Source organism: Stenotrophomonas sp. 05N423 (genome assembly GCF_056397145.1).
Window position 1 is genome coordinate 19,262 of the sequence record NZ_JBFTMV010000007.1, and the last position, 22,182, is coordinate 41,443.

Genomic DNA, 22,182 nt, shown 5'->3' on the forward strand with positions numbered 1-22,182 from the left:
TGCCGGGCGAGCCCGGCACCTACACGAACAGCTCGCGCAGGCCGTGCGGCTGGCAGCGCAGGTACTGCGGCGCGGCGTGCACCTGCGCACCGAGCTCGGCGGCCGCATGCCACGGCCAGCGCGGGTCGTAGAGGATGCCGCGGGCGATGCCGATGGCGTCGGCGTGGCCCTCGGCCAGGATGGTTTCGGCCTGGCGCGGCTCGGTGATCAGGCCCACCGCGATCACCGGCGTGGCGACCTGCGCCTTGATCGCACCGGCCAGCGATACCTGGTAGCCCGGGCCGACCGGAATCCGCTGGCGCGGGTCCAGCCCGCCGCTGGAGACATGGATGAAATCGCTGCCGCGCGCCTCCAGCACCTTGGCCACGGCGATGCTCTGGGCCACATCCCAGCCGCCCTCCACCCAGTCGGTGGCGGAAATGCGCACGCCCACCGCGACGCTGGCCGGCACCACGGCACGTACCGCATCGAACACGCGCAGCAGCAGGCGCATGCGGTTCTCCAGTGCGCCGCCGTATTCGTCTTCGCGCCGGTTGCTCAGCGGCGACAGGAACTGGTGCAGCAGGTAGCCATGCGCGGCATGGATCTCGATCAGTTCCAGCCCCAGCCGTGCCGCACGGCGCGCGGCGGCGGCGAATGCCTCCACCACCGCGTCGATGCCGGCCGCGTCCAGCGCCTGCGGCACCGGGTCGCCCGCATTGAACGGCAGCGCCGACGGCGCCGCCACCTGCCAGCCATGCGCGTGCCCCGGCGCAATGGCGCCGCCGCCATCCCAGGGGCGCGCCGTCGAGGCCTTGCGCCCGGCATGGGCGAGCTGGATGCCGATGGGCATCTTCGACCAGCGCCGCACCGAGGCCAGCACCTCGCCCAGCGCCGCTTCGGTGGCGTCGTCCCACAGGCCGAGGTCGGCCCAGCTGATGCGACCACGCGCTTCCACCGCGGTGGCTTCCAGGATCATCAATCCGGCGCCGGACTGCGACAGCGTGCCCAGGTGCTGGGCGTGCCAGTCGGTGGCACGGCCTTCATCGGCCGAGTACTGGCACATCGGCGCGATGACGATGCGGTTGGAAAGGGACAACGGGCCGAGCGACAGCGGCGAAAACAGATGGCTCACGTGGGGGGTGATCCGGTTGGGGGGCGCCCATTGCACTCCCGCACCCCGGCCGGTTCAACCGGAACCGTGGATCACTGCGTCTTGGAACCGACGCGCCCCCCATCCAGCAGGAAGGCCAGCGCCTGCGCACAGGGCTGCTCGATCTTCAGCGACAGCAGGGCGTCGGCACGGGTGCGGCCGAGGTTGACCGCCGCCACCGGCAACCCGGCCCTGGCGGCGGCATCGACGAAGCGGAAGCCGGAATAGACCATCAACGACGAGCCCACCACCAGCACCGCGTCGGCGCGCTGCAGGTGTGCGTGCACCGCGGCCACGCGTTCGCGCGGCACGTTCTCGCCGAAGAACACCACGTCCGGCTTGAGCAGGCCGCCGCAGGTCGTGCAGTCCGGCACCACGAAGCCGTCGAAGTCGCCCTCCAGGTCGGCGTCGCCGTCGGGCGCCTGCGCCGCCTGCAAGGCCGCCCAGGCGGGATTGGCGTCGAGCAGGCGCTGCTGCAGCACCTCGCGCGACGAGCGCGTCTCGCAGCCCATGCAGCGCACCTCGTCCAGCCGTCCATGCAGGTCGATCACGCTGCGGCTGCCGGCGCGCTGGTGCAGGCCGTCCACGTTCTGGGTCAGCAGCAGTTCGACCCTGCCGGCCGCCTCCAGTGCGGCCAGAGCGTGGTGGGTGGCGTTGGGCCGGGCCTGGCCGAAGCGCGGCCAGCCGACCAGGCTGCGCGCCCAGTAGCGCCGGCGCACCGCGGGGTCGGCCATGAACGCGCGGTAGTCCACCGGCGGCGTGCGCTTCCACTGCCCGTCGGCATCGCGGTAGTCGGGAATACCCGAGTCGGTGCTGCAGCCGGCGCCGGTCAACAGCAACAGGCGCCGATGGCCGGCAACGAATTCCGCCAGGCGCGTGTCCGTCGCCATGGACGGGATACCGGCCTGATCCGGCCGCACGGCCATCGCCCGCGTTCCGGATCAGGCCTGCGGCAGCAATGCCGGCACCGGGGCCGGGCGGCCCTCGGCGTCCAGCGCCACCATCACGAAGTGGCCGCGCGTGCACAGCTTGCGTTCGCCGCTGTGCAGGTCCTCGGCGATCAGCTCGACCTGCACCGTCATCGAGCTGCGACCCACCTCGACCACGCGGCCGACCGTCTCGACCATCTCGCCGATGCGGATCGGCAGCTTGAAATCCACCTGGTCCGAGTGCGCGGTAACCACGGTGCGGCGCGAGTAGCGCGCTGCGGCGAGGAAGGCGGCCTTGTCCATCCACGCCATCGCCTGGCCGCCGAACAAGGTGCCGAGATGGTTGGTGTGGTTGGGAAAGACGATCTCCGCCATGCGGACTTCGGTGGGCGGGACGATGGCGGGCGTGGCGTTCATGGCGGCGTTCACGGGGTCGGGAAACTGGTCCGGATGATACGCAGGGAGGGCGTCATCGGATGTGACGTTGCCGCGTCGGGCATGCTGCGCCGGGGCAAGCCCCGGCGTCCCTCACGGCAGGGGTTGCGGGGCGTTGCCCCGCTCCACGCATCCCCTTCAGAACGCGTGGTCGAAGCCAACCTCGCCCTGCACGCCGACCTGGTAGGCCGAGACGCGGCGCTCGAAGAAGTTGGTCAGCTCCTGCACGTCCTGCAGCTCCATGAACGGCAGCGGGTTGCGCACGTTGTATTTCCGGGCCATGCCCAGTTTGGCGAAGTGCTGGTCGGCGCAATGCTGCAGGTACTGGCGCATGTCGCGCGTGGAGATGCCGGCCACGCCGCCGGACAGCACGTCCTCGGCGAACTGCACCTCGCACTCGATGGCCTCGGCCAGCATCTCGTAGACCTGCTGTTCCATCGTGGCATCGAACAGGTCCGGCTCCTCGGCGCGGATGGTACGCACGCACTCGAAGGCGAATTCCATGTGGCAGCTCTCGTCGCGGAACACCCAGTTGGTGCCCGAGGCCAGGCCCGGCAGCAGCCCGCGCGAGCGAAAGAAATACACGTAGGCGAAGGCCGCGAAGAAGAACAGGCCCTCGATGCAGGCGGCGAAGCAGATCTGGTTGAGCAGGAACTGGCGGCGCTGCTCGCGGCTCTCGATGCGCTTCATGCCCTGGATCGAGTCGATCCACCTGAAGCAGAAATCGGCCTTCTTCTTGATCGACTCGATGTTCTCCACCGCGGCGAAGGCCTTGAAGCGTTCTTCCGGGTCGGGCAGGTAGTTGTCCAGCAGGGTCAGGTAGAACTGCACGTGCAGCGCCTCTTCGTACAGCTGGCGCGACAGGTACATGCGCGCTTCCGGCGCGTTGAGGTGCTGGTACAGGTTCAGCACCAGGTTGTTGGAGACGATGGAATCGCCGGTGGCGAAGAAGGCGACCAGCCGATGGATCAGGTGGCGGTCGGCCGGCGTCATCTTGTGATGCAGGTCGGTGATGTCGATCTGGAAGTTGATCTCGTCCACCGTCCAGGTGTTCTTGATCGCGTTGCGGTACATCTCGTAGAAGTCCGGGTAGCGCATCGGACGCAGGGTCAGTTCGAAGCCCGGATCGAGCAGCATCTGGCGGGGTTGTGCGGACATGGGTAACTCCATTTCCTTCCCCTTGGGAACAGTGCCCTCGGGGAGAAGGTGGCGCGAAGCGCCGGATGAGGATTCGGTGAGGGGACGAAGCCGGCTTCGCGTTGCCCCCACCCCGGCCCCTTTCCCGGCGGGAAAGGGGCTCAAGCGATTACTGGCAGGCCTCGCAGGCTTCCGGATTCTCCAGCGAGCAGGCCACGGCCTCGACCGGGGCATAGGCGCTGACCGTGGTCTTGGCGATCTTCGTGGCCGGGCGCGAGCGCAGGTAGTAGGTGGTCTTTACGCCCCTCTTCCAGGCGTACATGTACATCGAAGACATCGCGCCGATGTTCGGGCTCTCCATGAACAGGTTGAGCGAGGCGGACTGGTCGATGAAGGCGCCACGATCGGCGGCCATGTCGATCAGCGAGCGCATCGGCAGTTCCCACGCTGTGCGGTACACCGTGCGCAGCGCTTCGGGAATCTGCGGCAGGTTCTGGATCGAGCCGTCGGCCAGCTTGATCGCGTCGCGCATCTCCGGCGTCCACAGCCCCAGTTGCTTGAGTTCGCCGACCAGGTGGCGGTTGACCTGCAGGAAGTCGCCGGACAGGGTCTCGCGCTTGAACAGATTGGACACCTGCGGCTCCACGCACTCGTAGCAGCCGGCAATGGAGGCGATGGTCGCGGTCGGGGCGATGGCGATCATCAGCGAGTTGCGCAGGCCATGCTGGCCGATGCGCGCGCGCAGCGCGTCCCAGCGCGCGCTGTCGGCCGGCACCACGTTCCAGGCATCGAACTGCAGTTCGCCATTGGCGGCGCGGGTATCGTTGAACGAGGCATGCCTGCCGCGTTCGGCCGCCAGCTCGCACGACGTCTCCAGCGCGTGGAAATAGATTTCCTCGGCGATCCTGGTCGACAGCGCGCGCGCGGCCTCCGAGTCGAACGCCAGCCGCTTGCGGAAGAACACGTCCTGCAGGCCCATGCAGCCCAGGCCGACCGGACGCCAGCGCAGGTTGCCGCGGCGCGCGGTCTCGATCGGGTAGAAATTCAGGTCGATCACCCGGTCGAGCTGGCGCACGGCCAGGCGCACGGTCTCGGCGAGCTTGTCGAAATCGAAATCGCCATGCTCGTCGAGGTGGTTGCCCAGGTTGATCGAACCCAGGTTGCACACCGCGGTCTCCTCGGCCGAAGTGACCTCCAGGATCTCGGTGCACAGGTTGGACAGGTGGATGACGTTGTTCGCGCGCAGGGTCTGGTTGCTGGCGCGGTTGCACTTGTCCTTGAACGTCATCCAGCCATTGCCGGTCTCGGCCAGGGTACGCATCATCCGCGCGTACAACTTGCGCGCCGGCAGCGCCTTGACCGCCTTGCCCTGCGCCTCGGCCTGCAGGTAGGCGCGCTCGAACGCCTCGCCGTACAGGTCGGTGAACTCCGGCACCACGCGCGGATCGAACAGCGACCACTCCTGGTCGGCTTCCACGCGCTGCATGAACAGGTCCGGCACCCAGTTGGCGAGGTTGAGGTTGTGGGTGCGGCGCGAATCATCGCCCGCGTTGTCGCGCAGCTCCAGGAAGTCCTCGATGTCCGCATGCCAGGTTTCCAGGTACACGCAGGCCGCGCCCTTGCGCTTGCCGCCCTGGTTGACCGCGGCCACCGAGGAATCCAGCGTCTTCAGCCACGGCACGATGCCGTTGGAGTGGCCGTTGGTGGACTTGATCAGCGAGCCGCGCGAACGCACGCGGGTATAGCTCACGCCGATGCCGCCGCTGAACTTGGACAGCTGCGCGATGTCGCCGTATTTGGCGTAGATGGATTCGAGCGAGTCCTGCGGCGAATCCAGCAGGAAGCAGGACGACAGCTGCTCATGGCTGGTGCCGGCGTTGAACAGGGTCGGGCTGGACGGCAGGTAGTCCAGGCTGCCCAGCCGCTGGTACAGCGCCAGCGCCTCGGGCACGTCCTCGCTCAGCGCGCTGGCGATGCGCAGGAAGAACTGCTGCGGCGTCTCGATGACCTTGCGCGAATGCGGATGGCGCAGCAGGTAGCGGTCGTACAGCGTGCGCAGGCCGAAGTAATCGAAGTTGAGGTCGTATTCCGGGTTGACCGCGTCGTTGAGCTTGCGCGCGTTGACCTGCACGAAGTTGAGCAGGCGGTCGTTGATAAGGCCCACTTCATGGCCGCGGCCGACCGACTGCGAGAATGCATGGATCTCCTGGCCGGATACTTCCTTGGCGATGAAGTTGGCCAGCAGGCGCGCGGCCAGGCGGCCGTACTCCGGCTCCTCGCCGATCAGCAGCGCGGCGGTGCGGATCGACAGTTCGTCCAGTTCCTGGGTGGTGGCGCCGTTGTACAGGCCGGAGATGGTGCGGGTGGCCACGCGCATCGGATCGACGGCATGCAGGCCTTCGCAGCAGCGCTGGATGGCGCGCACGATTTTGTTCAGGTCCACCGGCTCGGTGCCGCCATTGCGCTTGGTCACGCTCATGGCGGTAGCGGTCGGCGGCGGGGTCAGTTCGAAGCCGGCCTCGGTCGGGACAACGGCGGTATCGGTGGCGGTCACGGCAATGCGTCCTCATGGCGTGGTGCACGCGGCGCCTGCCCTCGCAGGAACCAGGGCCGGTGGCGGGCGATGAGCATGGAAGGACGGCGTCGCAGCATCCGCGACGGCGCGACCCGAGGTCGCCACCGGCGCTGCCGCGTCGCCAGCCGTCTTCCCCTCGAAGACTCCGCAGCCGGCACCGCGCGCTGTGCTTCGCGCGGCCGTCGGCAGGTCTTCGGACTCATGGGCGGGAAGGCGGGGGCCTTCTCCTACTTCCGCCGCTTCCCAAGGCATCGGGCCTCAGTGCTTTGTGGCGGGTTCGTTCCCAATTACCGCTGCGGGGCAGTGCCGGAATGGCCATCGAAGGCGTCACCGGCTTCCCTTTCAATCCAGCGGGGAGCAACCCGCCAGAACCGACGAGCCACAAGATAGTGGGGGCAACCGGCCCGGTCAACGCCAAATATTGTGGGCAACCGCATTCCCCTTGCGGCGCAAGCAATCCTCCCGTGGCGACTCAGCACAGCCGCGGCGACCCGCTCATCGCGATTGCGCAGTCAAGCCCTCGGACGCCGATTCAAGGGCAGGAAAACACCCTGCGCATTCATGATCCGATGCCCGGATTGCACCGCCATGACTTCCGGCGGAGGCCCGGCCCCGGCCTGGCCGGCGATCCTGTCGGCCCTTCGAATGGATTCCCCGCCATGCGCCGCCTGGTCCTCGCCGCCGCCCTGCTCGCCCTGTCGCCCGTGGCCGCGCATGCCGGCACGGTGAAATCGCCGACACTGTCGTCCACCCAGTGCGGCGTCAGTACCGACTACGACGTGCTGGTCGATGGCGGCGGCATCTGGCTGCGCCAGCGCGACGCCACGCCGCGCGAGATCGTGTTCCACGATGGCGAGTTGAGCATCGACGGCCGCATGCAGGTGGTCAGCGTCGACGACGCACAACGCCTGCGCGTGCTCGAGGCCGGGGTGCGCCAGATGATGCCGGCGGTCACCGGCATCGCCAACGAGTCGGTGGGAATCAGCTTCGACGTGCTGGACATGGTCTACGGCTCCATGACCGGCAATTTCAATTCGCGCAAGGTGCGCGCGCTGCGCACGGATGCCGAGCGCTTCGTCGCCTCGACCATCGGCCGCGGGCGCTGGGAGCAGGACCTGTTCGGCGAGGGCTTCGAGCAACGCGTGCAGGAGTCGGCCGAATCGCTGAAAGGCTCCATCGCCCGCGGCCTGTTGTGGACCATGCTCACCGGCGGTGAGGAACGCATCGAGAAACGCAGCGAGAAGATCGAAGCCGAACTCGAACCGAAGATCGAGGCGCGCGCCCACGCCCTGGAACAGCATGCACAATCCCTGTGCACGCAGGTGCTGGCGCTGGACCAGCTGCAATCGGCGCTGGAGTTCCGCTACAACGGCCAGCCGCTGCGGATGATGAGCGTCAGCGACGAACGTGGCGAGGCGTCAGCCATGGCGCCCGTGGCGAAGGAACAGGCACCGGACAACAGCATCGCGCTGCCCGCGCATCCCTGACGGAAGACAGGCAACGCCTGTATCGCGACCACGCCACAGGGGCGGGGCTCGCCCTGCACGGGGGTTTCCCGGGGCATGCCAGCACCGGGCGTATGCCCGGTGCTGCATGACATCACTCTTGTAGAACCCAACCGCGTGCAGCAGAGCGCCCTCACCCCTTCGGCAACTGCGCCAGTTCCTCGCGCACCAGCCGCACCACCAGCGTGTCCAGCGTATCCACCGAGTAGTCGGCCACGTCGTGCACGGTCTCGCGGCCAGGGCCGCTGCCCGGGTCGGATGCGTCCTTGTAGGTGAGGAAGATGAAGCGCCCGCCGGTGTACTGGGCGATCTGCCGCTGCACGATCTCGCCGGTGGTGTCCTGGCCCGACGCGGCCACGCTGAACACCTTGATGCCCTTGCCCAGCGCCGCGAGCATGGTCTGGTCGTAGTGCGGCTGCGGATAGTCCATGTGCGGCGGGGCGTCGGCCAGCGACACCAGCAGGCGCGTGGTCGCCGGGCCGCGCCACGCCAGCGCCTGCACCGCATGGTCGAAGGCTTCGTTCATCGCCTCGGGCATGTCGCCGCCACCGCCGGCACGCACGCCGTCGAGCACCTGCTGGAAGGCGGCGACATTGCCGGTCAGGTCCCAGCTGCGCACGAAGTACTCATCACCGCGGTCGCGGTAGGTGACCAGCCCCAGGCACACGTCCGGACGCGACGGCAGCTGTTCGATGCCGCGCACGATGTCGCGCAGCGAAGCGCGCAGCTTGTCGATCTCGTCGCCCATCGAGCCGGTCGCATCGACCATGAACACCAGGTCCAGCCGCGCCCGCGGCGCTGTTGTCGTTGTCGGCAGCCGCACTTCCAGCGCGTCCTTCTGCCCGCGCCGCAGCTGCGCCCGCGCCTGCTGCCCACCGCGGCGCACGTCCACCCGGTAGCTCGCCGAGTCGCGGTCGTCGAAGGCATTCAGATGCAGCCAGGCCTGGCCGCCGGCATCGGTACGCGCCCACAGGCGCGCGCCATCGGCGGTGGAGACGGCAACCTCGGCATCGGGTACCGGTCGGCCCTGCGCATCGACCACGCGCAGTCGCTGGCGAACCGAGACATCGCGCCCCAGCTGTGCCGCTTCGGCATGACGCTTCAGGAACTGCTGGAAACCGCCGAAGTCGGCGTTGTCGTCGACCACGCCGGCGGTCACCGGCGTTGCAGGTTGCTGTGACACCGGCGCCGGCGCGTACGGCATCGCCAGGTCGGCCCGCGACCCGGACACCGTCACCCGCGCCACGTCGGCAGCGGCGACCGGAGGTGGGGCCGGAGCCGGCGGCGCAGCTTCCCTCAGCAGCTTGTCGCGTCCGACCTTGCCCACCAGGGCGGGGATATCGCGCACGCGCTGCGGCGGCTGCGGGTCCGGCACCTCGCGCATGCGCGGCGTATCGCTGCACACGCTGGCGACCGGCGCGCTGAAGTTCGGCGCGGTCTGGCGCGTGCGCTTGAGCGCCGGCGCCTTCAAATCGGGCACCACGACGACGGTGGCCGGCGCCGGCCACAACGGCTCCCCGGCGAGCGCCGGCAGGCCGGCCAGCACCGTCAACGCGAATGCCATCGAACGTACCGGCAGGCGCCGGGAGGCCATGCTTGCGTGCTTCATCTGCGTGCTCCGTTTCTTGCAGGGTGGGCCGCCGGGGCGGCATGCGGAAAGGAGAACGGATGATCACGACAAACGGGGTTGGCGACTTTGCGCGCAGGAGCGCACTTCAGTGCGCGATGGGGCTTTCCCGGTAGTGCGCTCCTACAGGTTGCAGGTTCAAAGCCGGTGGGCGGTACCCAGGTATTCGGCGCTCTGCATCTCGATCAGGCGGCTGGCGGTACGTTCGAAGGCGCCGGCCAGGCGCGTGCCGGAATAGAGCAGCGGCGGCGGATCCTGCGCGGTGCAGACCAGGTTGACCTGGCGGTCGTACAGCTCGTCGATCAGGTTGACGAAGCGCCGCGCGGCATCCTCGTTCATGCGGTCGAAGTGCGGGATGCCGCCGAGCAGCACGGTATTGAACTCGCGCGCGATCTCGATGTAGTCCGAAGGACCGCGCGGGCCTTCGCACAGCGCCGGGAAGTCGAACCAGACGATGCTCTTGCCGCGCCCGCGCACGGGAATCTTGCGACCCTCGATCTGGATGTTGCCGGTGTGTGCGTCCTGGCCACCGCTCAGCTCCTTCCAGCGCCCGCCCAGCCAGGCGTCGCTGCCGTCCTCCAGCGGCGCGCGGTACACCGGCGAACGGGTCAGCGCGCGCATGCGGTAGTCCTCGGTGCCTTCGGCGTACAGCTCCACGCAGTATTTCTGCAGCAGGGCGATGGCCGGCAGGAAGCTGTCGCGCTGCAGGCCGTTGAGGTACAGGTTCTCCACCGCGGTATTGGAGGTGGTCACCAGGGTCACGCCTTCGGCGAACAGGCGCTCGAGCAGGCGCGCCAGCAGCATCGCGTCGCCGATATCGGTGACGAAGAACTCGTCCAGCACCAGCACGCGCAGCCTGCTGCGCCACTCCTGGGCGATCTTCGCCAGCGGGTCGCTCTGCCCCTGGTGCTCCCGCAGACGTTCGTGGATGCCGCGCATGAAGCGGTGGAAGTGGGTGCGGTACTTCTGTTCGATCGGCAGGCCGTCGTAGAACAGATCGACCAGGAAGGTCTTGCCGCGACCGACGCCGCCCCAGAAGTACAGGCCCTTGACCGGCTCGGGTTTCTTCCAGAACGCCGACAGCCGGTCGAGCCAGCCGTCCTGCGCCGAATCGGCGATGGCCTCGTGGATGCGGTCCAGTTCGGCCAGCGCCGGATGCTGGGCCGGATCGTCGCGCCAGTCGCCACGGGCCACGCCGGCGGCGTAGCGCTGCGAGGGGGTTGTCGCGTCCATGCTCAGCAGCTGCCGTCGGGCAGCCAGCGCCGCACTTCGTGCTGGATCGCACCACGCAGGTCGATCAGCTTGCGATGGAAGAAATGGCTGGTGTCGGGCATGCGCACCAGCTGCGGCGGTGCCGGCAGCGATTCCACCCACTGGTAGACCGCCTGCGCGTCGACGATCTCGTCGGCATCGCCCTGCACCACCAGCCATTGCGCCGGCGGCTGCAATCCGTCGAAATCCCAGGTGCGGCGGCCGACCGGCGGCGCGATCGAGATCAATGCCTGCGGCTGCAGCGCGCCACTGGCGCGCAGGCAGACATAGGCGCCGAAGCTGAAACCGGCCAGCCACAGCGCGCAGTCCGGGCGCTGGGCGCGCGCCCACGCCACCACCGCGCGCAGGTCGTCCTTCTCGCCCTCGCCATTGTCGTAGCTGCCGGCCGAGGCGCCGACGCTGCGGAAATTGAAACGCACGGTGGTAACGCCGAGTTCGCGCAGCGCGCGCGCGACCATGGTCACCACCTTGTTGTGCATGCTGCCGCCCTCGGTGGACAGCGGATGGCAGATGACGGCGACGACCGGGTGCGGCGCGACCTCGCCATCAGGCAGATCGACCGCGACCTCCAGCGGCCCGACCGGGCCATCCAGCATCAGCGCCGCCGATTCATGGGGGAATGAAGGAATGCTCATGCCGCCATAATACCGGCCCCCTTCCCCGGCTTCACCGCCGCTCCTGCCCGGTAACGAACGCGATGCACTTCCTGATCCTGAGCGTGATGTGCAGCGTGCTGGTCTCGGTGCTGCTGAAACTGGCGCCACGGCGCGGCATCGACATCGCCCAGGCCGTGACCTGGAATTATCTGGCCGCCAGCGCGCTGTCGCTGCTGTTGCTCAAGCCCTCGCTGCAATCGCTGCGCGACGGGCATGCGCCGTGGCCGGCGCTGCTCGGCCTGGCGGTGGCGCTGCCGGGCATCTTCCTGGTGCTGGCGCGCGCCGTGCGCGAGGCCGGCATCGTGCGCAGCGACGTGGCGCAGCGGCTGTCGCTGCTGCTGTCGCTGGGCGCGGCCTTCGTACTGTTCGGCGAGCAGGCCAACGGCTGGAAACTGGCGGGGCTCGGATTGGGACTGCTGGCCATTGTCGGGGTGAGCGCACGCAACGGCGAGCCCGGCAACGCCGCGGCATCGGGCTGGCGCTGGCTGCTGGCGGTATGGGCCGGCTTCGCGCTGATCGACATCCTGCTCAAGCAGGTGGCGCTGTCCGGCACGCCCTCCACCGCCGCGCTGCTGGTCAGTTTCGCCATCGCCTTCGCGCTGATGCTGGGCTGGCAACTGCAGCGCCACTTCGGCGGCCGCTGCCGGCTGGACGTACGCAACCTCGGTTTCGGCCTGCTGCTGGGCGCGATCAACTTCGGCAACATCCTGTTCTACGTGCGCGCCCACCAGGCGCTGCCGCACAGCCCGGCCACCATCTTCGCCGGCATGAACATCGGCGTGGTCTGCCTGGGCGCGCTGGTCGGCATGCTCGCCTTCGGTGAGAAGACCAGCCGCTGGAACCGTGCCGGCCTCGGCCTGGCAGTGGTGGCAATCGCACTGATCGCGCGCGGGGCCTGACCATGGAGCGGGGCCATCGCCCCGCTCCGCATCCGCCTCAGGGGTCGAAACCCAGCAGCAGCGGATCGTGGTCCGAACTGCGCCACGGGCCGGGCACGTTGCGCTCGGGGTAGCCGGCTTCGTCGGCCTCATCGGCATTGATGTGCCATTCGGCAGCGCCCTTCAGCCGCGCCGCCATGCCGGCGTTGAGCAGGGCGTGGTCGAGACGGCCGGTCAGGCCGTTGTAGACGTAGCTGTAGGGCTGGTGCACGCCGGCCACCTTGAACGCATCCTGCCAACCATCGGCAGACAGCTGGCGGATCGGGTCTTCCATCGCATAGGCATTGAAGTCGCCCAGCAGCACCGCGTCACGGCTGCCGCTGCCGGTCGGGTCGCCCTGCAGCCATTGGTTCAACAACCGCGCCGACGCCACGCGGGTCGCCGTCCAGCAGCCCTGGCCGTCGTTCTGGTCGGCATCGGCGCCGGTCGCATCGCTGCAACCCTTGGACTTGAAATGGTTGGCCACGACCACGAACGGCTTGCCCTTGCGGCCCATGCGGAAGGCCTGCGCCAGCGGTACGCGGCTGCGCTCGCCGAAGGGCTCGTGCTCCAGCACCGCCGGCCTGCCCACCGGCGTCACCCGCGAGGCGCGGTAGATGATGCCGACGCGGATGGGGTTGTCGCCCGGCCCCTTGCCGGCATCGACAAACGCCCAGCGCCGGTCCTTGTCCTGCCCTTCGTTGAGCGCGCGCACCAGTCCGGCGATCGCCGAATCCGGACCATAGCCGTCGTTCTCCAGTTCCATCAGCGCGGCCACGTCCGCATCGAGACCGCGGATGGTGGTGATCAGCTTCGTCTGCTGCGCCTGGAACTGGGCGTAGGTCTTGGCACCGCGCAGGGTCGGGAAACCACCGCCCTGTCCGTCGCCGTTGAAATAGTTTTCCAGGTTGAACGCGGCGATGCGCAGCGCGCCCGCCACCGCCGGCGGCTGCGGACGCTCGATGGCGGGCACCTGCAATGGCCGGGTCAGCTGCAGCCGGTAACCGCCGTCATGACGCTGGTCGACCACGCCTTCGACGCCGGTGAACACCATGCCGGTACGCAGCGTCGCGTCCTCCGGCAGATAGGCCACGCGGCCGGGATCGCGCTGGCCGCTGCCGTCGTCCAGGCGCAGGCGGCGGCGGGCGTTGTCAGCCACCAGCGCCGCGTTTTCGGCGGTGCCGGCGGCGGTCAGTTCGGTGGGCTGCCACAGCCGGCCCTCGAACGCGACGGTGAGTTCGCCATGGCGCGCGAGCTGGTCCTGGCCGGACAGGGTCAACGGCGCGGCGATGCGCACCTGCATGCCTTCCAGCGCTTCCCAGCGGGCAGGCACTCCCTCCAGCATGGTGACGGCGGGCACGGGGCGGGTGCGGGCCGCAACGACCGTCTCCGCCTTCAGCGCGGTCAGGCTCTGCCCGCCCTTGCCGGCCGGCAGCTCCTGCACCGTGCCGGTGATGCGCAGCCACTGTCCGGTCGAGGCGTTCTGCGCCGGATCCAGCTGCACGAACAGCGCATCGGATGTCGTCGGATCGCGGTCACCCTCGTCCTGCACGAAGACGCCCCCCAGCCCGGCGCGCAGATCGGCAGTGACGATACCTTCGATGGTCACCTGCCGCCCTTCCAGCGGGCTGCGTTCGCCACTGCCCTGCACCTGGCCGATGGCGATGACGGCCGGTCCCTTGGCGATGGCCTGCGGCGCGAGGGCGACGGACAGCGAGAGGGCGAGCAGCGAAGGAAGGTGGCGCATGGGGCGGACTCCGGAACGGCGGAAAACAAAGCGCCGCCCGGGAGGGCGGCGCCGAGTGTCCATGATGAGGACGTCTTATTTCAGGTTTGCCAGCATCCAGTCCACGGTGGCGTGGATCTGCGCTTCGCTGAGCCCGGCATTGCCGCCCTTGGGCGGCATCACCCCGCCGTCCGGGCCGGTGTAGCCCTCGATGGCGTGCTTGTAGAGCGTATCGGTGCCCTGGGCGATGCGCTTGTCCCAATGCGCATGATCCAGGGTCGGGGCATTGCCCACGCCGGTCAGGTGGCAGGCGGTGCACAGCTTGTCGAAGATCACCTTGCCGTCGAGGGTGCCCTCATAGGCGCCGCCCGCGGCTGCGGCCTGGGCTGCCGCGGCTTCCGCCGCCGCGGCCTGCGCAGCCGCGCCGGTGCTGCCCGCATACACCGCACCGGCCGGCGCGATGCGCTGCTCGACGCGTGCGACCGCCAGCGGGGAGGCTTCGGTGGGAATCGCGCGCTGCAGGAACGACGCGAAGATGATCAGGCCGATCGTGACGACGGCCAAGAAGGCGATCACGATGGAGAAGCGTTTCAGGAACTGAAGGTCGTAATTCCGCACGTATCAAACCCCTGGCAAGTAGTCGATGGACCACAGCTACCGGCGGAGTATAGACCAGCGCCCCTACCCACCGGCAACGGTCACCGGCCGGGACCGCGCCGGCGCGCCGTCATGGCTTGCCCGCCACGGCTCCAGCGCCGGCCGCGCGCAGGCACAGCGCGCCGATCGCCTCGACCAGGGGTTCGCCGCCGCGCAGGCCGTCGCGGCTGGGCGCGGTCGGGCCGACCAGCGCTTCGGTGAAAGCGCCGACGATGCAGGCCGCGCCCACGTCCAGGTCCTGCGCCGGGAATTCGCCGCCGCGCACGCCGTCGTCGAGGATGCGCTTGAACACATCGCCGAACAGGCGACGGCAGCGGATGCGCTCGGCCTCGACCTCCGGGTCCACCGGTTCGGCGATGAAGGCATAGGCCAGCGCCGGCCCGGCCAGCGCGCGACGCACGAAGGAGGCCACCGCGTGTTGCAGGCGCAGCGCCGCCGGCTGCGGCTCGTCGGCGATGGCCGACAGGATGTCCAGCTCATGCTCGACTGCGGCGCTCAGCACTTCCACGAACAGCTCGGCCTTGGACGGGAAATGCCGGTAGATCAGCCCGGTGGACACGCCCGCCTCGGCCGCCACGGCGGTGATCGGCGCGTTGCGGTAACCGCCGGCTGCGACCAACCGGCGGGCCGCGGCCAGGATCGCCTCGCGGTTGCCGGCGAGGCGCTTTTCCATCAGTTCCGAGCGTTTGTAGGCCATGGATTGATTCTAGGTTCAATTTTTGAATTTGTGTTCACTTTTTTGCGCGGACCCGCTAGGCTGCGCGCAAACGCCCGTGCTGGCGGCCGGTCCGCCACCCCCAACCCGGAGCGCCCTCTTCCAGCCGGAGCCGCCCCATGCACGTCCCCACCCTTTCCTTCGATCTCGGCGAAGAGATCGACATGCTGCGCGAAAGCGTGGCGCAGTTCGCGGCCGCGCACATCGCCCCGCTGGCGGCGGAAGCCGATGCGACCAACCACTTCCCCAACCAGCTCTGGCGCCAGCTCGGCGAGCAGGGCCTGCTCGGCATGACCGTGGAGGAAGAATACGGCGGCAGCGGCATGGGCTATCTCGCCCATGTGGTGGCGATGGAGGAAATTTCGCGCGCGTCCGGGGGCATCGGCCTGTCCTATGGCGCGCATTCCAACCTGTGCCTCAACCAGCTGCGCAAGAACGCCAGCGAAGCGCAGAAGCAGAGCTACCTGCCGAAGCTGTGCAGCGGCGAACACATCGGCGCGCTGGCGATGAGCGAACCGGGCGCTGGCTCGGACGTGGTGTCGATGAAGCTGCGCGCGGATCGGCGCGGCGACCACTACGTGCTCAACGGCAACAAGATGTGGATCACCAACGGCCCGGATGCCGACGTGCTGGTGGTCTATGCCAAGACCGATCCGGAAGCCGGCTCGCGCGGCATCACCGCCTTCATCGTCGAGAAGGGCATGAAGGGGTTTTCCACCGCGCAGAAACTGGACAAGCTGGGCATGCGCGCCTCCAACACCTGCGAACTGGTGTTCCAGGACTGCGAGGTACCGGTCGAGAACGTGCTGGGCCAGGTCGGCGGCGGCGTGAAGGTACTGATGTCCGGCCTGGACTACGAGCGCGTGGTGCTGTCCGGCGGTCCGCTCGGCTTGATGGCCGCGGCGCTGGACGTGGTACTGCCCTACGTGCACGAGCGCAAACAGTTCGGCGAGGCGATCGGCACCTTCCAGCTGATCCAGGCCAAGCTCGCCGACATGTACGTGGGCCTCAATGCCTGCCGCGCCTATGTGTACGCGGTGGCCAAAGCCTGCGACCAGGGCCGCACCACCCGCCAGGACGCGGCAGGCGCGATCCTCTACTCCGCCGAAAAAGCGACATGGGCCGCCGGCGAGGCGATCCAGATCCTCGGCGGCAACGGCTACATCAACGAATATCCGGCCGGGCGCCTGTGGCGCGACGCCAAACTGTATGAAATCGGCGCCGGCACTTCGGAAATCCGGCGCATGCTGATCGGGCGCGAGCTGTTCCAGCGCACTGCGTGATCGAAGCCGCTCTCCCTCCGGAGGGAGAGCGGGTAGTTTGCGAACCGTAGGTTGTGGAGCGCACGGGACGACACCCCGTGAATCTTCCCGGGGCTTCACCCGACCCCTCATCCGCCCCATCGGGGCACCTTCCCCTACCGGGAGAAGGGAACGCCAAGGCCACCGCCATGACCGTACTGAAATCCCAGCTGCAGCCCGGCACCGACGCCTTCGAAGCCAACCGCGCGGCAATGCAGGCGCTGGTCGACGACCTGCGCGCCACGCTGGAGGCCAGCGCGCGCGGCGGCAGCGAGGCGGCACGGGCCAAGCACACCGCGCGCGGCAAGCTGCTGGTGCGCGAGCGCATCGACGCCCTGCTCGACCCTGGCAGTCCATTCCTCGAAATCGCGCCGCTGGCCGCGCACGGCATGTATGACGATCCGGTGCCCGGCGCCGGCATGGTCGCCGGCATCGGCCGCATCGAAGGGGTGGAATGCCTGGTCGTCGCCAACGACGCCACGGTCAAGGGCGGCACCTACTACCCGGTGACGGTGAAGAAGCACCTGCGCGCGCAGGAAATCGCGCAGCAGAACCGCCTGCCCTGCATCTACCTGGTGGATTCCGGCGGCGCCTTCCTGCCGCTGCAGGACGAGGTCTTCCCGGATCGCGACCACTTCGGCCGCATCTTCTACAACCAGGCCAACCTGTCGGCGCAGGGCATCCCGCAGATCGCCTGCGTGATGGGCTCATGCACTGCCGGCGGCGCCTACGTACCGGCGATGAGCGACGAGACCGTCATCGTCAAGGAGCAGGGCACCATCTTCCTCGGCGGCCCGCCGCTGGTGAAGGCGGCGACCGGCGAAGTCGTCAGCGCCGAGGAACTGGGCGGCGCCGACGTGCACACGCGCATTTCCGGCGTCGCCGACCACATGGCCGACAACGACCTGCAGGCGCTGGCACGGGTACGCGCCATCGTCGCCAACCTCAACTGGCGCAGGCCCGAGCCGGGCGTCGCGCTGCTGGCCGGCGAGGCACCGCTGTTCGACGCGCATGAACTGTATGGCGTGATTCCCAACGACACGCGCAAGCCCTATGACGTGCGCGAGGTGGTCATGCGCATCGTCGACGGCTCGCGATTCGACGAATTCAAGCCGCGCTACGGCAATACGCTGGTCACTGGCTTCGCGCATGTGCATGGGCATCCGGTCGGCATCATCGCCAACAATGGCATCCTGTTCTCCGAGTCCGCGCTCAAGGGCGCACACTTCATCGAACTGTGCTGCCAGCGCGGCATCCCGCTGGTGTTCCTGCAGAACATCACCGGCTTCATGGTCGGCCGCAAATACGAGCACGGTGGCATCGCCAAGGACGGCGCCAAGCTGGTGATGGCGGTGGCCAACGCGCGCGTGCCCAAGTACACGGTGGTGATCGGCGGTTCGTTCGGCGCCGGCAACTACGGCATGTGCGGCCGCGCCTATTCGCCGCACTTCCTGTGGATGTGGCCGAACGCGCGCATCGGCGTGATGGGCGGCGAGCAGGCCGCCAGCGTGCTGGCCACGGTCAAGCGCGACGGCATCGAAGGCAAGGGCGGGCAATGGTCGGCGCAGGAAGAAGACGCGTTCAAGCAGCCGATCCGCGACCAGTTCGAGCAGCAGGGCCACCCGTACTACGCCAGCGCGCGGCTGTGGGACGACGGCGTGATCGACCCGGCCGATACCCGCCGCGTCCTCGGCCTGGCGCTGGCTGCAAGCCTCAATGCGCCGGCGCAGGACACGCGCTTCGGCGTGTTCCGGATGTGATGGTCGCCAGCATGAGGCATGCCGAACTGGAAGGCCGCGCCTTTGCTTCGGTTCCTGCTGTTGCCTTCGCTTCTCCGGGTTCCCTTCCGCAGCGACGGAGCCGACGGACAAGACCCGAAGGGCGACGTGCATGGATGCACGTCGTTTTTCGACACGACAAGGATGTCGTGTCGAAAAATCCCGGCGGCGGAGTGGACCCGATGCGCACAGCGCATCGGGCGCGAAGGCAGGGCGTGCTTTCTTTTGGCTACCTTTTCTTTGCACGAGCAAAGAAGAGCCTTTCAACAGCCGAATGGCTGGTCAAAGTAGCTCGCTCCCCGACAGGGGAGCGAAAGCTTTTCAATCCTTCAAGCTGCCGTCGTGCAGCACGTCATGGACAACGCCATGTTCGACAAGATCCTGATCGCCAACCGCGGCGAAATCGCCTGCCGCGTCATCGCCACCTGCCGCCGCCTGGGCATCGCCACGGTGGCGGTGTACTCGGACGCCGACCGCGACGCGCGGCACGTGCGGCTGGCCGACGAGGCCGTCCGTATCGGCTCGGCGCCGGCGGCGGAGAGCTACCTGCGCGGCGACACCATTCTCGACGCCGCGCGCCACACTGGTGCGCGGGCGATCCATCCCGGCTATGGCTTCCTGTCCGAGAACGCCGGTTTCGCCCGCGCCTGTGCCGAGGCCGGCATCGTCTTCATCGGCCCGCCGGCCAGCGCCATCGACGCGATGGGCGACAAGAGCGCGGCCAAGGCGCTGATGCAGCAGGCCGGCGTACCGCTGACCCCCGGCTACCACGGCGAACGCCAGGAGCCGGCGTTCCTGCGCGCACAGGCCGACGCCATCGGCTATCCGGTGCTGATCAAGGCCAGTGCCGGCGGCGGCGGCAAGGGCATGCGCAAGGTCGAGGCCGGCGCGGATTTCGAGGCCGCCCTGGCCAGCTGCCAGCGCGAGGCGCAGTCGGCGTTCGGCAATGCGCACGTGCTGGTGGAGAAGTACATCGAGCGGCCGCGCCATATCGAGATCCAGGTGTTCGGTGACGGCCACGGCAACGTGGTCCATCTGTTCGAGCGCGACTGCTCGGTGCAGCGCCGCCACCAGAAGGTGCTGGAAGAAGCGCCCGCACCGGGCATGACGCCGGGGCGCCGCGCGGCGATGGGCAAGGCGGCGACCGATGCCGCACGCGCGGTGGGCTACGTCGGCGCCGGCACGGTGGAATTCATCGCCTCGCCATCGGGCGAGTTCTGGTTCATGGAAATGAATACCCGCCTGCAGGTCGAGCATCCGGTGACCGAAATGATCACCGGTACCGACCTGGTTGAATGGCAGTTGCGCGTGGCCGCCGGCCAGTTGCTGCCGAAGACGCAGGACGAGCTGCGCATCCACGGCCATGCCATCGAGGCGCGGCTGTACGCCGAGGACGCCGACCGTGGCTTCCTGCCCTCCACCGGCACGCTGCGCCATCTGCGGCTGCCGCAGGCCAGCGCCAATGTGCGCGTGGATGCCGGCGTCGAGCAGGGCGACGCGATCACGCCGTACTACGACCCGATGATCGCCAAGCTGATCGTCTGGGACGTGGACCGCGAACGCGCACTGCTGCGCATGCGGCATGCGCTGGCACGGTGCCAGGTAGCCGGCGTCACCACCAATGCCGCCTTCCTGCACCGGCTGGTGACGACCACCTCCTTCCGCCATGCCGATCTGGACACCGCCCTGATCGAGCGCGAGCACGACGCACTGGACATCCGGCACCATGCCGCCAGCGCCGCCGACTGGGCCCTGGCCGCGGTGCTCGCCACCGGGGAAGGCGCATCCACGGCGGTCGACGCCTCTCCGTGGGCCATCGCCGATGGCTGGCGCATGGCCGGCCCGGCTGCGCGTTCGATCACGCTGGAGCACCTGCAGCAACAACAGACGCTGCGGGTACGCCGCGATGCCGACGGCTGGCAGGTGCATGTTGGCACTGACTCGCTGCGGGCCAGCGGCCACGTGGGCAGCGACAGCTACGCCCTGCAGATCGGCGACCGCCTGCTTCGTGGCCATGTCCTGCACGACGGCAATGCGCTGTACGTCTTCGGCGACACGGGCCAGCGCCGCTACACCCTGCACGATCCGGTCGCCGATGCCGACATTCCCGGCGACCATGCCGGCAGCCTGCTCGCGCCGATGCCCGGCCGCGTCATCGCCCTGCTGGTCGAACCCGGCAGCAAGGTCGCACGCGGCACCCCGCTGCTGGTGATGGAAGCGATGAAGATGGAGCACACCCTGCAGGCCCCTGCCGAAGGCGTGGTCACGGGCTATCGCGTGCGCGCGGGCGGGCAGGTCGGCGATGGCGCGGTGCTGGTGGATTTCGAGGCGGGCTGAGCGACAAGCCGGGAGCTGCGCACCCCACGGTGCGCGGCGCCCTCAATCCGATGGTGCGTCCCAGACCATACCGAGAGGATCGAACTCCGGAGTGGACAGAGTCGCCGCACGCCAGCCGAAGCCGCAGACGGCCATCGCACCTTCCTCCATCGGATCGAGGCCAAGCAACTGTTCGATCTCCGGCTCGTTGATCGCCGAGGTGACGAAGGCCCCCAACCCCCGTGCAGTGGCGGCCGTATACAGCGCCTGTGAAATATGCCCCGCATCCAGGCACAACGCGCGGTAGGCCTTGGCATGATTGCGGTACTTCCAGAAATTGCGTCCGAACCGGCACACGAGCACCACCAGCACGTGCGCGGGAGAAAACCAGTGCTGGCCCGCAAGCAGACGCGACGCGAACGCATCCATATCCGCCGGTTGCACGACAACCGGTGCCAGTTCATGAGCGATCGCATGGTAGTGGTAGAGCCCCGCTGCCAGGCCGTCGACATCGCGCACGGCGACGTAGGCCTCGAAGGGATGGAGGCCGCCGGCCGATGGCACGTTCTTCTTCAGGAACCGCACGCCCGGCTCCGTCTCCACCGCCCCCTGCGCCATCAGCACCTCCTGCAGGACGACGGACAGCACCGGCAGCGGCAACGCCCTGCCCGGATCGTAGTTCCGGCAGGTAACCCGGCGCCGGAGTGACTGCGATGCCCCGTCTTCGGCGATGCGCTCCAGCGCGATCGCATTTTCCTGTCGAGCCGGCGCTTCCAGTGGCGGCTTGCCCAGCTTGCGCACCAGATCATCGGCGGTCACCATCTGGTTCCGTTCCATCTCCAGCGCGCTGTCGATGCCGCTCCAGCGCGAATGGCGATGATGGATGGCGGACAACGGCCACCATGGCACCTCCCGCAGCCGTTGATCGGCCAGCGCGGCCGGATCGTCCGCAGCCTCGTCCAGCAGCAGAAGGCCACACGCGGCCAGAGACATCACCATCGCCCGCTGTTCTTCCTGCATGGGTACCGGCTCCCAACGGCCGGGACTGCAGGAAAGCAGGAAGGCGCATTGCTCCGCATTGACAATGCAAGGCGCGTCGAGATGTGCCGCCATGACCTGCAGCGACTGTTCCATCAGGACGCCTGTGCCGCCTGCCGACAGGTTGGCCATCGAAAAACGCGCCTGTTCAGACGGGATGACGGCCATGGCGTGGCAACGGCGATACCTCAAGATGCCTCCTGATTCACTTGAAAAACCTGCGTGGGTCTCCGCTCGACGTTTGCATGAACCAACCAACTGCCAGACCGAAGCGGCTGCCGGCAGCACGAACCGTCAAAGCGCAGGCACCGGCGAGCAAGGAAGGATTCCGGAAAGCGCCACACCCTGCTGTTGGAACAACTGGCTGCAACCCCGCCTTTTCGTCCCTTGTCGTTTCAGAGCCCGATCCGATGGTCCAGCGTACTGTGGCAGAACTCAAGTTCGATACGGGCGCTATTCCTCGGGC

17 protein-coding genes and 1 riboswitch are annotated in these 22,182 nt (G+C 68.4%); of the genes, 5 read left to right on the forward strand and 12 right to left on the reverse strand.

Annotated elements, in window-relative coordinates; all coding sequences use genetic code 11:
- Window positions 1-19: 19 nt before the first annotated feature.
- From AC1DGW_RS11920 to AC1DGW_RS11940, 5 genes are all read right to left on the reverse strand, one after another.
- A complete protein-coding gene (locus AC1DGW_RS11920) occupies window positions 20-1,114 on the reverse strand; it encodes an NADH:flavin oxidoreductase/NADH oxidase (protein ID WP_478023150.1) in 1,095 nt (364 codons plus the stop codon).
- 71 nt (window positions 1,115-1,185) lie between these two features.
- Window positions 1,186-2,022 carry an NAD-dependent protein deacetylase gene (locus tag AC1DGW_RS11925; RefSeq protein ID WP_478023153.1) on the reverse strand — a complete coding sequence of 279 codons (837 nt, stop codon included), beginning with the start codon at window positions 2,020-2,022 and terminating at the stop codon, window positions 1,186-1,188.
- 51 nt (window positions 2,023-2,073) lie between these two features.
- Window positions 2,074-2,478: an acyl-CoA thioesterase gene (locus AC1DGW_RS11930; RefSeq protein WP_478023155.1), complete on the reverse strand. Its 405-nt coding sequence runs from the start codon at window positions 2,476-2,478 to the stop codon at window positions 2,074-2,076.
- A gap of 156 nt (window positions 2,479-2,634) precedes the next feature.
- Complete coding sequence (locus AC1DGW_RS11935) at window positions 2,635-3,654, reverse strand: ribonucleotide-diphosphate reductase subunit beta (RefSeq protein WP_478023157.1); 1,020 nt, start codon at window positions 3,652-3,654, stop codon at window positions 2,635-2,637.
- A gap of 148 nt (window positions 3,655-3,802) precedes the next feature.
- On the reverse strand, window positions 3,803-6,112 hold the full coding sequence (locus tag AC1DGW_RS11940) for a ribonucleoside-diphosphate reductase subunit alpha (RefSeq protein WP_478023515.1): 2,310 nt from the start codon (window positions 6,110-6,112) through the stop codon (window positions 3,803-3,805).
- Between the two features lie 263 nt (window positions 6,113-6,375).
- Window positions 6,376-6,599, reverse strand: a riboswitch (cobalamin riboswitch).
- A gap of 268 nt (window positions 6,600-6,867) precedes the next feature.
- Between AC1DGW_RS11940 and AC1DGW_RS11945 the strand changes: the two genes are divergently transcribed.
- A complete protein-coding gene (locus AC1DGW_RS11945) occupies window positions 6,868-7,695 on the forward strand; it encodes a DUF2884 family protein (RefSeq protein WP_478023159.1) in 828 nt (275 codons plus the stop codon).
- A gap of 151 nt (window positions 7,696-7,846) precedes the next feature.
- Here AC1DGW_RS11945 and AC1DGW_RS11950 read toward each other — a convergent pair whose 3' ends face one another.
- The 3 genes from AC1DGW_RS11950 to AC1DGW_RS11960 form a co-directional block, all read right to left on the reverse strand.
- Window positions 7,847-9,322, reverse strand: coding sequence for a vWA domain-containing protein (locus AC1DGW_RS11950; RefSeq protein WP_478023161.1), 1,476 nt, complete (start codon window positions 9,320-9,322; stop codon window positions 7,847-7,849).
- A 156-nt stretch (window positions 9,323-9,478) separates the two neighbouring features.
- Window positions 9,479-10,573, reverse strand: a complete 1,095-nt coding sequence (zapE, locus tag AC1DGW_RS11955) for a cell division protein ZapE (protein WP_478023163.1) — start codon at window positions 10,571-10,573, stop codon at window positions 9,479-9,481.
- 2 nt (window positions 10,574-10,575) lie between these two features.
- A complete protein-coding gene (locus tag AC1DGW_RS11960; RefSeq protein ID WP_478023165.1) occupies window positions 10,576-11,247 on the reverse strand; it encodes an alpha/beta hydrolase in 672 nt (223 codons plus the stop codon).
- Window positions 11,248-11,309: 62 nt separating this feature from the next.
- Between AC1DGW_RS11960 and AC1DGW_RS11965 the strand changes: the two genes are divergently transcribed.
- Window positions 11,310-12,167 (forward strand): EamA family transporter, encoded by an 858-nt coding sequence (locus AC1DGW_RS11965; protein ID WP_478023167.1) that lies wholly within the window; start codon window positions 11,310-11,312, stop codon window positions 12,165-12,167.
- A gap of 37 nt (window positions 12,168-12,204) precedes the next feature.
- Here AC1DGW_RS11965 and AC1DGW_RS11970 read toward each other — a convergent pair whose 3' ends face one another.
- The 3 genes from AC1DGW_RS11970 to AC1DGW_RS11980 form a co-directional block, all read right to left on the reverse strand.
- The gene (locus AC1DGW_RS11970; protein WP_478023169.1) at window positions 12,205-13,932 is read right to left on the reverse strand and encodes an ExeM/NucH family extracellular endonuclease; all 1,728 of its coding nucleotides are present in this window, start codon (window positions 13,930-13,932) and stop codon (window positions 12,205-12,207) included.
- A 75-nt stretch (window positions 13,933-14,007) separates the two neighbouring features.
- The gene (locus tag AC1DGW_RS11975) at window positions 14,008-14,529 is read right to left on the reverse strand and encodes a c-type cytochrome (protein ID WP_478023171.1); all 522 of its coding nucleotides are present in this window, start codon (window positions 14,527-14,529) and stop codon (window positions 14,008-14,010) included.
- Between the two features lie 109 nt (window positions 14,530-14,638).
- Window positions 14,639-15,265 (reverse strand): TetR/AcrR family transcriptional regulator, encoded by a 627-nt coding sequence (locus AC1DGW_RS11980; RefSeq protein ID WP_478023173.1) that lies wholly within the window; start codon window positions 15,263-15,265, stop codon window positions 14,639-14,641.
- A gap of 137 nt (window positions 15,266-15,402) precedes the next feature.
- Here AC1DGW_RS11980 and AC1DGW_RS11985 point away from each other — a divergent pair, with 137 nt between their 5' ends.
- The 3 genes from AC1DGW_RS11985 (at window position 15,403) to AC1DGW_RS11995 (ending at window position 20,699) form a co-directional block, all read left to right on the forward strand.
- Window positions 15,403-16,566, forward strand: a complete 1,164-nt coding sequence (locus tag AC1DGW_RS11985) for an isovaleryl-CoA dehydrogenase (RefSeq protein ID WP_478023175.1) — start codon at window positions 15,403-15,405, stop codon at window positions 16,564-16,566.
- A gap of 167 nt (window positions 16,567-16,733) precedes the next feature.
- Entirely contained in the window at window positions 16,734-18,344 is a 1,611-nt protein-coding gene (locus AC1DGW_RS11990) for a carboxyl transferase domain-containing protein (RefSeq protein ID WP_478023177.1), read from the forward strand.
- Window positions 18,345-18,728: 384 nt separating this feature from the next.
- Complete coding sequence (locus tag AC1DGW_RS11995) at window positions 18,729-20,699, forward strand: acetyl/propionyl/methylcrotonyl-CoA carboxylase subunit alpha (protein WP_478023179.1); 1,971 nt, start codon at window positions 18,729-18,731, stop codon at window positions 20,697-20,699.
- Between the two features lie 42 nt (window positions 20,700-20,741).
- On the opposite strand, the gene AC1DGW_RS12000 is transcribed toward AC1DGW_RS11995, so the two are convergent.
- Window positions 20,742-22,004: a putative peptide maturation dehydrogenase gene (locus AC1DGW_RS12000; protein ID WP_478023181.1), complete on the reverse strand. Its 1,263-nt coding sequence runs from the start codon at window positions 22,002-22,004 to the stop codon at window positions 20,742-20,744.
- Window positions 22,005-22,182: the final 178 nt, after the last annotated feature.